The organism is Miltoncostaea oceani (assembly GCF_018141545.1).
Lineage (GTDB): Bacteria > Actinomycetota > Thermoleophilia > Miltoncostaeales > Miltoncostaeaceae > Miltoncostaea > Miltoncostaea oceani.
In genome coordinates this window covers 1939328-1951857 of sequence record NZ_CP064356.1, presented here as the reverse complement: position 1 = coordinate 1951857, position 12530 = coordinate 1939328, and the positions used below count along the sequence as shown (strand labels likewise).

The 12530-nt window shown below is 75.5% G+C and carries 15 protein-coding genes; 8 read left to right on the top strand and 7 right to left on the bottom strand.

Annotation, left to right across the window (positions count from 1 at the left end):
* Nucleotides 1-15 precede the first annotated feature (15 nt).
* Nucleotides 16-162 carry a hypothetical protein gene (locus IU369_RS09975; RefSeq protein WP_217920830.1) on the bottom strand — a complete coding sequence of 49 codons (147 nt, stop codon included), beginning with the start codon at nucleotides 160-162 and terminating at the stop codon, nucleotides 16-18.
* A gap of 224 nt (nucleotides 163-386) precedes the next feature.
* Between IU369_RS09975 and IU369_RS09970 the strand changes: the two genes are divergently transcribed.
* From IU369_RS09970 to IU369_RS09955, 4 genes are read left to right on the top strand one after another with little or no spacing between them, the layout of a single operon-like run.
* Nucleotides 387-980 carry a PilZ domain-containing protein gene (locus tag IU369_RS09970; RefSeq protein WP_217920829.1) on the top strand — a complete coding sequence of 198 codons (594 nt, stop codon included), beginning with the start codon at nucleotides 387-389 and terminating at the stop codon, nucleotides 978-980.
* Nucleotides 981-990: 10 nt separating this feature from the next.
* On the top strand, nucleotides 991-1587 hold the full coding sequence (locus IU369_RS09965) for a hypothetical protein (RefSeq protein WP_217920828.1): 597 nt from the start codon (nucleotides 991-993) through the stop codon (nucleotides 1585-1587).
* 4 nt (nucleotides 1588-1591) lie between these two features.
* The gene (locus tag IU369_RS09960; RefSeq protein ID WP_217920827.1) at nucleotides 1592-2365 is read left to right on the top strand and encodes an MBL fold metallo-hydrolase; all 774 of its coding nucleotides are present in this window, start codon (nucleotides 1592-1594) and stop codon (nucleotides 2363-2365) included.
* 46 nt (nucleotides 2366-2411) lie between these two features.
* Nucleotides 2412-3023 carry a TetR/AcrR family transcriptional regulator C-terminal domain-containing protein gene (locus tag IU369_RS09955; RefSeq protein WP_217920826.1) on the top strand — a complete coding sequence of 204 codons (612 nt, stop codon included), beginning with the start codon at nucleotides 2412-2414 and terminating at the stop codon, nucleotides 3021-3023.
* On the opposite strand, the gene IU369_RS09950 is transcribed toward IU369_RS09955, so the two are convergent.
* Together IU369_RS09950 and IU369_RS09945 are read right to left on the bottom strand one after the other, a co-directional pair.
* Nucleotides 3010-3858, bottom strand: coding sequence for an SDR family NAD(P)-dependent oxidoreductase (locus IU369_RS09950; protein ID WP_217920825.1), 849 nt, complete (start codon nucleotides 3856-3858; stop codon nucleotides 3010-3012). The two genes, IU369_RS09955 and IU369_RS09950, sit on opposite strands and share 14 nt — an antisense overlap.
* Before the next feature lie 88 nt (nucleotides 3859-3946).
* Entirely contained in the window at nucleotides 3947-4852 is a 906-nt protein-coding gene (locus IU369_RS09945) for a hypothetical protein (protein WP_217920824.1), read from the bottom strand.
* A 61-nt stretch (nucleotides 4853-4913) separates the two neighbouring features.
* On the opposite strand from IU369_RS09945, the gene IU369_RS09940 reads away from it, so the two are divergent.
* Together IU369_RS09940 and IU369_RS09935 are read left to right on the top strand one after the other, a co-directional pair.
* Nucleotides 4914-5462: a hypothetical protein gene (locus IU369_RS09940; protein ID WP_217920823.1), complete on the top strand. Its 549-nt coding sequence runs from the start codon at nucleotides 4914-4916 to the stop codon at nucleotides 5460-5462.
* Between the two features lie 16 nt (nucleotides 5463-5478).
* Nucleotides 5479-6639 (top strand): LLM class flavin-dependent oxidoreductase, encoded by a 1161-nt coding sequence (locus IU369_RS09935; protein WP_246551480.1) that lies wholly within the window; start codon nucleotides 5479-5481, stop codon nucleotides 6637-6639.
* Here IU369_RS09935 and IU369_RS09930 read toward each other — a convergent pair.
* From IU369_RS09930 to IU369_RS09920, 3 genes are all read right to left on the bottom strand, one after another.
* Entirely contained in the window at nucleotides 6606-8240 is a 1635-nt protein-coding gene (locus IU369_RS09930; protein WP_217920821.1) for a DUF2079 domain-containing protein, read from the bottom strand. The genes IU369_RS09935 and IU369_RS09930 overlap by 34 nt on opposite strands.
* Before the next feature lie 69 nt (nucleotides 8241-8309).
* Entirely contained in the window at nucleotides 8310-9374 is a 1065-nt protein-coding gene (locus IU369_RS09925; RefSeq protein ID WP_217920820.1) for a hypothetical protein, read from the bottom strand.
* Between the two features lie 95 nt (nucleotides 9375-9469).
* Nucleotides 9470-10000, bottom strand: a complete 531-nt coding sequence (locus tag IU369_RS09920) for a hypothetical protein (protein ID WP_217920819.1) — start codon at nucleotides 9998-10000, stop codon at nucleotides 9470-9472.
* 169 nt (nucleotides 10001-10169) lie between these two features.
* Here IU369_RS09920 and IU369_RS09915 point away from each other — a divergent pair, with 169 nt between their 5' ends.
* Nucleotides 10170-10643 carry an SRPBCC family protein gene (locus IU369_RS09915; RefSeq protein ID WP_217920818.1) on the top strand — a complete coding sequence of 158 codons (474 nt, stop codon included), beginning with the start codon at nucleotides 10170-10172 and terminating at the stop codon, nucleotides 10641-10643.
* Nucleotides 10640-12043: a cryptochrome/photolyase family protein gene (locus IU369_RS09910; RefSeq protein WP_217920817.1), complete on the top strand. Its 1404-nt coding sequence runs from the start codon at nucleotides 10640-10642 to the stop codon at nucleotides 12041-12043. Before IU369_RS09915 ends, IU369_RS09910 begins: the two co-directional genes overlap by 4 nt.
* Before the next feature lie 16 nt (nucleotides 12044-12059).
* Here IU369_RS09910 and IU369_RS09905 read toward each other — a convergent pair whose 3' ends face one another.
* Nucleotides 12060-12509 (bottom strand): chemotaxis protein CheW, encoded by a 450-nt coding sequence (locus IU369_RS09905; RefSeq protein WP_217920816.1) that lies wholly within the window; start codon nucleotides 12507-12509, stop codon nucleotides 12060-12062.
* Nucleotides 12510-12530: the final 21 nt, after the last annotated feature.

The window sequence follows — 12530 nt, the reverse complement described above, 5'->3', positions numbered from 1 at the left end:
GCCGACGGCGCGGAGCTAGAGGCTCGACCAGCCCCGGTAGACCTCGTCCGGCCACGGGCTCGGCGTCGCCGACGTCGGCGGCGCGGGCGGCGGGTCGGTCGGCCGCGGCGATGACGCCGGGCTCGGCGCGACGGACGTGATGTGCTCGCTGGTGGCGCTCACGGTGTGCCTCCGACCGGTGGTCACGAGTTCGCGGCGCACGCTACCGGGATCGTCGGACGCCCCGCCCGCCCCACCCCCCCACGCACGGGAACTGATGTTATGTCGTTCCCATCCGTCGGGCCGGGGGGTCGCCCGGCGCCCCTCCCCCCGGCCAGGACGACCGGACGGGAGGGATATCCGTTCGGAGGGTGGACGGATCCGCCTGACGTGAGATTGTCCGCAGCATGAGCATCCTGACGCCGACGCCGACGCCGATCGCCGACGAGCGCCGCCAGTGGCCGCGGCTGCCCATGGACGCCGACGTGACGATCACCGGTGCGGGCGGACGCAGCCCGGCGCGCACGGTGAACGCGTCCGAGCGCGGTCTGCTGCTGCAGGTCGCCGACATCGGGTGGATCGCCGAGGACGCCGCGCTGCGCGTGCGGATCGACCTCGAGGGCGGACCCGCCGACGTGCCCTGCGACGTGGTGCGCGTCGAGATCGAGCGGCGCTGGGTCGCCGTGCGCTTCACCGGCCCCCCCGAGCGCGTCGAGCGCGGTCCCCGCAGGCGGGTCCGCAAGAGCCGCGCCGCGCCGAAGGCCGCCCGGCCGTTCGCCGAGGTGCGGGCCGAGCTGCGGTCGCTGGCGGCGCTGGTCTACGAGCAGGCCCTCATGGACGCCGGCGCGGCGCCCGTCGAGACCCTCCTGACCTGGGCCGACCGCCTCGCCACCGAGCTCCACGTGGACGGGGTCGCGCGGCCGCCCGACAACCGGGCGCTCCTGCACGCCATGGTGCGCCTGTCGAACGACGCCGACCGCGTCGCCGCCGACCCCGGCTGAGGACCGCGGCGTGCTCATCCGGCGTGCCGACCTCGACGCCATCGCCGACGGTCGGGTGACGCTCGCGTTCCGCCGGTGGGTCCGCCCGACGGTCCGCGCCGGCGGGACGCTGCGCACCGCGGTCGGGCTGCTCGCCATCGACGCCGTCGACGTCCTCGAGTCGGACGAGGTGACCGACGCCGACGCCCGGCGCGCCGGCTACACCGGCCGCGACGCGGCGCTGCGGGACCTCGACCGGCGTGCCGATGGGCGCATCCACCGCATCGTCCTGCGCCCCGGTGGCCCCGACCCGCGCGTCGCCCTGCGCGACGATGCCGACCTGGACCCGGCGGAGGCCGACGCGCTGCGAGCCCGCCTCGCCGCCATGGACGGCCGCTCCGGGCGCGGCCCCTGGACGGCGATGTTCCTGCGGACCATCGACGCCCATCCCGGCGTGCGTGCCGCCGACCTCGCCGCGTCGCTCGGGCTCGAGACCCCGGTCCTCAAGCGCGACGTACGGAAGCTGAAGGCGCTCGGCCCCACCGAGAGCCTGGAGGTCGGCTACCGCCTCTCGCGCCGCGGGCGCGTCGTGTCCCGGCTCCTCTCCGACCCCGGCTCGGTAGCCTGACGGGGTGCGACTGACCCTGCTGCGTCACGCCACGCTGGTCATCGAGATCGCCGGGCACCGCCTGATGGTCGATCCGATGCTCGACCCGGAGGGTGCCCGGGCGCCCGTGCGCGGGACGCCCCAGGAACGGCCGAACCCCCTCGTCCCGCTGCCGGTCACGCCGGAGGCGGCGGCCGAGGGCGTCGAGGCGGTGCTCCTCACCCACACCCACGTCGACCACCTCGACGCCGCGGGTGTCAGCGCCCTGCTGCCGTCGGACCCCGTCTGGTTCTGCCAGCCCGAGGACGCGGAGGACCTGACCTCGATCGGCTTCACCGACGTCCGCCCCGTCCCCCTCGGGGACCCGGTCGCGTGGGAGGGGCTCACCCTCACGCGCACGGGGGGCCGCCACGGCCGCGACGAGGCCGCCATGCAGGGCCTCGGGCCCGTCAGCGGCTTCGTGGTCGAGGCCGCCGGCGAGCCGACCGTCTACCTCGCGGGCGACACGGTCTGGTGCCCCGAGGTCGAGCGGGCGATCACCGACCACTCCCCCGCCGTCATCGTCGTCAACGCCGGCGGCGCGCGCTTCCTGCAGGGCGGGACGATCACGATGGAGGCCGACGACGTCATCGCGGTCGGCACCGCGGCACCCGGGGCGGTCGTCGTGGCCACCCACATGGAGGCGATCAACCACTGCCTGGAGCTGCGCGCCGACCTGGCCGCGCGGGTCGGGGCGGCCGGGCTCGGCGACCGCGTGCGCATCCCCGCCGACGGGGAGAGCGTCACGTCGCCCGTCTGACCGGGGTGGGGCCGGACACCGCGAGCCCCGCGGCTTGGTGCCGGCCGTGAGCGGGCGCCGGCGACTCTCCCGCGACGCCGTGCTGCGCGCGGCGTTGACCGTCATCGACGAGGCCGGCCTCGAGGCCTGCACCATGCGGGCCGTCGCCGCCGAGCTCGGCGTCGAGGCGATGTCCCTCTACTGGCACGTGCCCGGCAAGGACGCGCTCCTCGACGGCGTCGTCGGGATGGTACTCAACGAGGTCGCGGCGGAGGAGCCGCCCGACATCGCCGACTGGCGCGCCGGGATGGCGGGCTTCGCGACCACGTTCCGCGCCGTCGTCCTGCGCCACCCGAACGTCGTCCCCCTCATCGCGGGGCGCCCGCTCGGCGCCTACGCGGCGGCGTCGACGATGGCCGACCGCGGCATCGCCCGCCTCGAGGCGGCGGGCTTCGACCGCGCCACCGCCCTCCGCGCGGCGCGGTCGGTCGCCCGGTACGTCGTGGGCTTCACCCTCTCCGAGGCGGACCGCCAGACGGCGACGCCCCCTCCCCCCACCGACTCGCCCCGCCTCGACGAGCTGCTCGCCCAGGTCGCGGGTGACGACCCGGGCGAGCTGTTCGCGTTCGGCCTCGAGCTGATGCTCGACGGGCTGGAGGCCCGGCTCAGGCGGGCATGACCCGGCTGCCGAGGCCGTGCGGCATCACGGCGTCGTGCAGGCCGAACAGCTCCTCGCCGTAGGGCGCCGCGCCGACCGACGCGGACGTCCCGCCGTCCACCGTGATGGTGGAGCCCGTCATGTAGCTGGAGGCGTCGGAGGCCAGCAGCAGCAGGGCCCCGAGGAGCTCCTCGGGGCGGCCCGCCCGGCCGAGCGGCGCCTGCGAGTCGATGCGGTCGCGGAAGACCGGCGCCGACAGCACCGCCTCGGTCATCTCGCTCGGGAACCACCCCGGCGCGAGCGCGTTGACGCGGACGCCTCGGTCGCCCCAGCTCGCGGCGAGCTGCTGGGTGATGTTGAACAGGGCCGCCTTCGACGCCTGGTAGGCCGGCGGGAAGTGCGGCACCCCGGCGACGCCGGTGTACGACGACACCACCACGATCGACCCGCCACCCTGCGCGAGCATGCGGCGGCCGACCGACTGGACGGTGGTCCACGTCCCGATCAGGTTGACCCGGATCGACTGCTCGAACAGCTCGTGCGGGATCCGCTCCGGCATGCTGAACCCGTCCGGGACGGCGCCGGCGTTCGCGACGAGGACGTCGATGCGGCCGAACTCCGCCATCGCCGCCTCGACGGCCGCCTCCACCTGCGCGGGGTCGGTGACGTCGCACGCGACGGGCAGCGCCCGCCGCCCCGTCGCCCGGATCCGCTCCGCGACCTCCTCGAGCCGGTCGACCCGGCGCGCGGCGAGCACCACGTCGGCCCCCGCTGCGGCCAGGCCCTCGGCGAACGTCACCCCGAGGCCCGACGAGGCCCCGGTCACGAACGCGACGCGCCCGTCCAGATCGAACATCGACGACGGATCCGACATCCCCCACCCCCGCTCACGTTGGTTTACAACGTAAGCGTACAGCGTAAGCCTCGCCGCGGCGAGGGGGTCGTCACCGATTGCGCAGCGTCCGGGTGTCCACCACCTCGAAGTCCGCGCCGGTCAGGCGGCCGAGGTCGTGCAGGTCGTCGTCGTCCCAGCGCGGGTCGGGCGCACCGCTGACGTACCAGGGCGATCCGTTGTCGGCGAGGATCATCCCGTAGGTCCGCAGGGCCCGGAGCACCACGCGCGACTGCGGCCCGAAGCCGTCGAGCGGTACGGACGCCCTGAGGCGCACCCGCAGCCCCATGGGCGGCAGGGCGGGGTCGCCCGACGACCCGGCCTGGTGGCGGGCCGGGTACACGTACGACCGCCGCGTGCGCGACGCCGTGAACCGCAGGGCGTGGTCGATCACCCCGCGGGCGACCTCGTCGTACCGTGCGAGGCCCGGCAGGATCGGGAGTCCGGCGGCGTCCGCGCTCGTCCAGCCGGCGGGCCGCAGGGCGTTCGAGCGCAGGTCGAACACGGCGCCCGACCCCGCCGTCCACCGGCCCGCGACCCGGCGCGCCGCGAACAACTCGTAGAGGCGGCACGCGTCGCGGTCGAGCATCAGGATGTGCCGGTCGGAGCCGCGCTCGATGCGCGGCCGGACCGGGATCGGGTAGCGCACGCGGTCCGACTCGCCGGCGTAGGTGAACCGGACGGCGCGCCGCGGGGTCGCGCGGCCGACGACGGTGATCGGGATGCCGTAGCGGCCCGCGTCGCTGAAGTCGGGGTGCAGCGCGTCGCCGAGGCCGATCGACCGGACGAGCCGGTCCGAGTCGGGGTGCCGCGGGAGCGCGTCGACCGGCGTGTTCCAGACGTTGCCGGGCGGGAGCACCGGGCAGGACGGCGCGCCGGGGAGCGGCGCGGCGGCGGCCGCGGCGGCGGATGCGAGCGCGACGGCGGCGACGAGGACGGCGGTGCGGACGGATCTCATGGCGCGAGTATCCGTCGCGGCCGCCGTGTCGGCCAGGCCCGGGCGTGCCGATGGGATCCCCATGGGCACGCGTGTCCCCTCCCCGGTCCTCTGGCGCGGCGTGGCCGCCGCCGCGGCGTGCGCGCTGCTCGGACTTCTGTCGTACGGGCGCGGCGGACGGGTGCCCCTGCTCGGCTGGATCGACCTCGCGATCCACGAGGCCGGGCACGTCGCCACCTACGTGCTCCCCGACCTGGCGACCGCGATGGCCGGGTCGGTGGCCCAGGTCGCGCTCCCCCTCGCGATCGCGGTCCGCTTCGCGGTCCGGCGGGAGGCGCTGTCGGCCCTGCTCTGCCTCGCGTGGGCGGGGACGTCGGCGCGGGACGTGTCGGTCTACGTCGCCGACGCGCCGTACGAGCGCCTGGAGCTGATCGGCGGGATGCACGACTGGGCGTTCGCGCTCGGCCCCGAGGGGCTCGACGCCATCGACCGCGCCGGGGCCGTCGCCGCCGCGGTCTCGGGGGCGGGCCTGCTCATGGTGCTGGCCGCCGTCGCCGGGTGCCTCGCCACGCCGTTCCTGCAGGCGCGCGGGCTGCGCGGGGACCCACCGGCGGTCGTCGCGTCGGAGTAGGCTCCGCCGCGTGCGCATGAGGTTCGGCGTCTTCCTCGCCCCGTTCCACGAGCCCGGCGAGAACCCCACGCTCGCGCTGGAGCGCGACCTCGAGCTGATCGTCCGCCTCGACGAGCTCGGCTACGACGAGGCCTGGGTCGGCGAGCACCACAGCACCGGCTGGGAGACGATCGCGTCGCCCGAGCTGTTCCTGGCCGTCGCCGCGGAGCGCACCCGTCACATCCGCCTCGGCACGGGGGTCGTGAGCCTCCCCTACCACCACCCCCTGATGGTGGCGGACCGCATCGTGCTGCTCGACCACCTCACCCGCGGGCGGATCGAGTTCGGCGTCGGACCCGGCGGGCACCTGACCGACGCCCGCATGCTGGGCATCGCCCCCGCCGACCTGCGCCCGCGGATGGCGGAGGCCCTCGGGGTGATCATCCGGCTCTTCACCGAGACCGAGCCGCTGACGGTGCGGAGCGACTGGTTCACGCTCACCGACGCCGTCCTGCAGCTGCGCCCCTACCAGCGCCCCCACCCGCCGATCGCGGTGACCAGCATGGAGTCGCCGGCGGGGATGGTGCTCGCCGGGACGCATGGCACGGGGGTGCTGTCGCTGACCGTCGCCAAGGGGCCGCGGGGCCCGATCGACCTCGCCGCCCAGTGGCGGGTGGCCGAGGAGGAGGCCGCGCGGCACGGCACCACCGTCGACCGCGCCGATTGGCGCCTGTCGCTGCCGGTGCACGTCGCCGAGACCCGCCGCGAGGCCTTCGACGACGCCCGCCGGGGCGCCGCCGCCTACCTGCTCGACTACGCGGAGGCGGTGACGGGGCGGCCGCGCCCGGTCCCCGGGCCGCGGGACCTGATCATCGAGCAGATGGTCGAGGCGGGGAGCTGGGTGGTCGGCACCCCCGACGACGCGGTCGCCGCGATCGAGCGGCTGCAGGAGCGCTCCGGCGGGTTCGGCGGGCTCATGTGCTGGGCGAACGAGTGGGCGCCGCGGGAGAAGGTCCACCGGTCGTACGAGCTGCTCGCCCGCCACGTCGTCCCCCGCTTCCAGGACTCACTGAGCGGCATCGAGGCCTCGAACCGGGTGGCCCGTGCGCGGGCCGCCGTGACGGGGGAGCAGCGCACCGACGCCGTCGAGCGGGCGCAGCGCGCCTACGAGCAGTCCCGCGAGGGCCCCCCGGGCTGATCCCGCGGGTCGACCGGCTGGCCGGCCGGCACGCTCGCGACCCGCCGGTACAGGCGGATGCCGCGCTCGACGTAGATCAGGTCCCACTTCTCGTCCTTCTGCAGCAACTTCGACCGGGGGCGGATGCCGAGGGGGATCGTGGGGCGCAGCGTCGGCCGGTCGGCGGCGATGCCCTGCGCCCGCCGGCCGTCGGAGACGAGCGCCCAGTTGGCGTCGCGCAGCACCGGGAACAGGTGGATGCGCTCACGCGCCGACAGGTGCGACCCCGCGTCGTTGGTCGCCGACACCGGCTCCCCCGGCGGGATCAGGTCGACGGCGCACTGGATCGCGCGGGCGTCGGCGTCGATCGTGAACGCGTGCAGGGGGCTCCCCCCCCACCCACCGGGCACCCAGCCCCAGAGCGGCAACGGTCCCTGCCAGATGCCCGGGATGATCGCCGCGACCACCATCGCCGCCGCGACCCACCCCGACCGCGACGTGAGGCGCCGGAGCGGGTCGCCCTCGGGCCGGGTGCGCAGGCGCTGCAGTCCGAGGAGGCTCGCCGCCACCAGCACCGGTGCGATCAGCACGGCGTAGTGGTAGTGGACGCTCTGCGCCGGGCCCCACGCCGCGAAGACGTTGATCAGGAGCTGCGGCAGGGCGACGGCGGCCAGCATCGGCGCCGCCAGCGGCAGCAGCAGCAGCGGCAGGAGCAGCCCGAGGACGTAGGTGATGCGCCCCGGGGTGATGACGAGCTCGGCGACGTCCCACGGCCGCGTCACGAACGTCATGAGGATGTCCGTCGGCCCCTCGCCGAAGCGGGAGTACCGCCCGATGTGGGGGTTGCCGCCCTTCAGGGCGAAGTGGGGCATGATCACGCCGATCGCCACCGCCACCCACGTCGCCGACACGACGGCGAGCACGACGGCCGCCCTGCGGCGTGCCGGGTGGCGGAACCACAGCCAGACGGCCAGGGCGACGAGCAGCAGGCCGACCTGCTCCTGGCAGATCAGGGCGAGGCCCGCGCACACGGTGAGGACGACCCAGCGGCCCTCCTCGGCCGCCCAGATGCACCAGAGCAGCAGCGGCGCGGCGAGCGTGACGGGGTGGAAGTCGAAGAGCGTGGCGCTCTGCACCGCCGGCAGCAGCAGGTAGACGGCGGCTCCCGCGAGGGCGAGGCGGGTGTCGCCGAGCCAGCGGCGCCCCAGCCAGTACGCGGGGAGGGCGCCGAGCGCGACGATCACGGCCTGCGCGACGAGCAGCGCCTCGGGGCTCGACCAGACCCACCAGAGCGGGACGAACAGGGCGAGGATCGGGTCGACGTGCGCGCCGAGCCGGGAGAACTGCACGCCGGAGACGTCGGTGGTGTCGAGGAACCGTCCCTCGGAGGTGCTCCACACCGCCTGGACCATGTTCCCGAGGTCGAAGCGACCGGTCGAGAAGCCGCGGTAGCGCAGGACGGAGAGGACCGAGAAGGCGGCGGCCCACGCGGCGGTGAGCGCCCAGACGGCGAGCAGCCCCGCGTCGGGGCGCCACGACCGCGGCGCGTCCGTCTCGGGGGACGGCGGTACCGGCCGGTCATGACGACCGGTGTCCTCCCGTGGGTCGACCGTTGTGGCCACGCGCCCCCTCTACCGCCCCGCCCCGGGGCCATCGCTCCGCCGGGCGGGACTGTAGCGGCCGGGGCGGGCCTACGAGCCGCCGAAGACCCGGTTGTACTCCGCCCGCCAGGCGGCGGCCTCGGCGCCGAGGCGGTAGGCGCCCGGGCCGTTCGCGAGCAGTGCGGCGCCCTCGCGGGTGGAGCCGGCGAGGCCCCACTGGCAGGCCATCGGCGTGCCGCAGCCGCTCACCCCGGCGGGGCCGGTGCCCGCCGCGCTCATGAGGAGGTGCATGCGGGACGTGTCCGCGCCGAAGCGGCGGGCGTAGTTCGTCATCGCGACGGGGACGGTGCGCCACTCGCGGGCGGTCATGGTGTGGACGCCGCGGGCGGCGGAGTGGTGGTACATCTCGATCCAGACGCCGCCGGCGCGGGCGAGGGCCGGCATGACCCCCCGCCACGTCGCGCGGTGGGGCTTGCCGTCGTTGCCGAGGTGGCGGTGCGGCCCGCGGCCCGCGGCGATCGACGTGCCGAAGGCGGGGGCGATGTAGAGGTGGACGCGATCGGCGTACGACCCGCCGGCGGCGTGGGGGCGGCTCGCGAGGATCTCCATGGCGACGGAGAGCTTGGCGCCGGGGCTCGCCGGGTCGATGACCGGCAGCGGCGCGGCGCCCTTCGCGATGCGGTAGCCCGTCCGGGTGACGACGAGGCGGTTGTGCGACGCGACGCGGATCCGCTTCCCGCGGACGGACTTCCACGAGTACGTGATCTTCACGCGGCCGTCGTTGAAGGTGTTGCCGAGCTCGTCGATCGCGACGAGGCCGGAGGTGTTCGCGATCTCCGGGTCGTCGATCTCGTCCTGGATCCGGTCGGCCATCGCCTCCGGCGAGAGGTCTGTGATCTCCGACGCCGAGATCTTCGCGATCCGGAACGCGGAGTCGCGGCCGGCGGGGTCGAACACGCCACCCGCGCCGGGGTCCTGCCGGAACGCACCGCGGTCACCGCCGATGGGCGCGCCCGGGCCCGACGGGTCGGTGAGCACGCGCACGGCGTCGGCCTCGTCGTAGAAGATCGACATCCGCGCAGTGGCGAGCGACGGCACCACCGAGAGGGCGGCGAGCGCGAGGGCGAGCGGGACGAGGCGGCGCGTGCGGATCACGGAGGGGGCTCCTACGACGAGGGGACACCCCTGTCATCGGCCGCCCGGCGCCGACAGGAGAGGCCCCCCGGCGATCCCCGCCCCGCGACGTTCCGTCAGACCCGGCGTCCCCCCGCGGTGCGCACGAAGGCCACGGCCGTCGCCGCGACCTGGCCGAGCACGAACAGCGGGGCCGTCAGCACGCCGAACCCCACCGTCACCACCGCCGACCGCGTGAGCCAGCGGAGCGCCTTCGCGCGCCGGCCCGCCCGCCAGAGCCCCGGGACCGCGTGGTACTGGCCGTTGCGGTGCGGCTCCACGAACTGGGAGTACGGCCACCGGGCGATGCGCCACAGGTAGAAGCGGCGGGAGATCCGGACCCGCGCCCCCGGCACCGCCTGCGCCGCCGGCACCCGCCCCGCCCGCTGCCACAGGCCCGCCGCGAGGTCCGCCTCCATCGCCTCCCGCGGCCACGGGAGGCGGCCGAGCGACGCGTCCGCCCGGAACACCCGCCCCGCCACGCGGAACAGGGCGAGCTGGTGGAGGACCCCGTCCTCGTCGCGGGCGACCATCTCGTAGACCCCCGTCTCGCGGCGGAACACGATCGACCCCACCCCGACCCGCTCGTCCTCCGCCCGGCGTCGCATGGCGGGGATCGTACGCGTGCCGTCGCCGGGTCCGGCGGGCCCCGTCGCGGGGTGTGCGTCGATTGGCGCACCGCGTCGACGCCAATCGACGCATCCCCCCCCGGGAGGCGGCCCGCCGAGCCCGGGACGATCCCCGGCCCGGGATCGGTACCGGCACTAGGATCGGGTGATGACCACCCCCTCCCTGCTCGAGCGGTCCGTGGAGATCGAGGCCCCCGTCGAGGAGGTCTTCGCCTTCCACCTGGACACCCGGAACGCCGCGTCGATCTCACCCCGGTCGACCCGGATCCTCGACGTGCAGGGCACGTTCCCGGTGACGACGGGGGCGCGGATCGTCATGAGGATGCGGCCCTTCCCCTCCCCCATCGCGATGAGCTGGCGGGTCCGGATCGAGTCGGTGGAGCCGCCGACCCGGATCGTCGACGTCGCGGAGCGGTCGCCGTTCGCGAGCTGGCGGCACGAGCACATCTTCCAGGCGCTCGGCCCCGACCGGACCCTCATGACCGACCGCCTCACCTACGCCCTCCCGGGTGGCCCGATCGGCCGGCTCGCGGACCGCCTCCTCATGGGACGCCAATTGGCGCACGCGTTCGCCGAACGGCACCGCCTCACGAAGGAGCTGCTGGAGGCGCGGTCCGCGTGAGCGCCCCGACGACGGTCGTCTGGTTCCGCCGGGACCTCCGCGTCGCCGACCACCCCGCCCTCCGCGCCGCCGTCGACGCCGGCCCGACCGTCTGCCTGTTCGTGATCGACACGACCCTCCTGCGCCGGCGCCACCACCACGCCCCGCCGCGCCTGCGGTTCCTGCGGGCGGGCCTCGAGGCCCTCGACGGGGAGCTGCGCGCCCGCGGTTCGCGCCTCGTCGTCCGGGAGGGCGCCCCGTCCCGGGTCGTCCCCGCGGTGGCGGAGGAGGCGGGCGCGACCCGCGTCGTCGTCACACGCGAGGTGTCGCCGTTCGGCCGCCGCCGCGACGACCGGGTGCGGCGGGCCCTGGAGCGCGACCGCGTGGAGATGGTCGAGTTCGGCGGCGACCTCGTCGTCGAACCCGAGGACCTCACCGGCACCTCCGGCGCCGGATACCTCGTCTTCACGCCGTTCAGCCGCGTGTGGCGCGACGCGCCGCTGCCGGAGCACGTCCCGGCGCCCCGGGAGATCCCCGGGCCCGAGCTCCCGTCGGAGGGGCTGGACCGCCTCCCGTCCGGCGACCCACCCCTCGAGGCGGGCCCGGCGGCGGCGCGCCGGCGGATCGTCGAGTTCATCCGCGACGGTGACGCCGACGGCTACCCCGACCACCGCGACGTCCCGGCGGAGGACCGCACGTCGCACCTGTCCGCGTACCTGCGCTTCGGGATGTGCACCGGCGCCCAGGTGGGGCGGGCCCTCGGCCTGCCGGGGCGGCTCACGGCGGGCAGGGAGGCGTTCTGGCGGCAGATCTGCTGGCGCGAGTTCTACCACCACCACCTCGCACGGCACCCCGAGGTCGCCCGCGTCTCCCTCAAGCCCACCCTCCGGGGGATCGAGTGGGACGACGACGCCGCGGACCTCGCGGCGTGGGCGGAGGGCAGCACGGGGTTCCCGATCGTCGACGCCGGCATGCGCCAATTGGCGTCGACCGGGTGGATCCACAACCGCGCCCGGATGATCGTCGCCTCCTTCCTCGTGAAGGACCTCCTCGTCGACTGGCGCCGCGGGGAGACCGTCTTCATGCAGGGCCTCGTCGACGGCGACCCCGCGAACAACAACGGCGGCTGGCAGTGGACGGCCGGCACCGGCACCGACGCCGCCCCCTACTTCCGCGTCCTCAACCCCCTGCGGCAGGCCGCGCGCTTCGACCCCGACGGCGAGTACGTCCGTCGTTTCGTCCCGGAGCTCCGCGACGTGCCGACGTCGCGCATCCACGAGCCGTGGCGGATGACGGCGGAGGAGCAGCGCGGCGCCGGGTGTCGCATCGGGAGCGACTACCCGGCGCCGCGGGTGGACCACAAGGAGCGGCGCGAGCTGATGCTCGAGCGTTACCGGAGGTCCCGGGAGGCGGCCGGCTGAGTACCGCCGGCCGCGGTCAGGCGGCCAACGCCCCCTCGTGGAGGAGGCGGACCAGGTCGAGCACGACCACGAGGCGCCCGTCGAGCTTCGCGACCGCCTCGACGTGACCGTCGGCATCCGTCCCCGCGGGAGCGGGCTCGAACACGTCGGCGCCGAGCGTCAGCACCTCGCGGACCTCGTCGACGACGACGCCGATCGTCACGCCGTCGACCGTGGTGATCACGACCTTCGCGTCGGCGGGGCGGTCACCGGCGATGCCGAAGCGGCTGCGGAGGTCGATGACGGGGATGATCCGGCCACGCAGGTTGATGACGCCCTGGACGTGGGGCGCGCTGCCGGGGACCGGCCGCGGGGGCGTGTGGCGGATGATCTCCTGCACGAGGGTGATCGGCACCCCGTACTCCTCGTCGCCGAGGTGGAACACCACCAGGCGACGCCCCTCGTCGATGCCGCTCTCCGCGCTCACGTCGTCCTCTCGCGTCCGGGT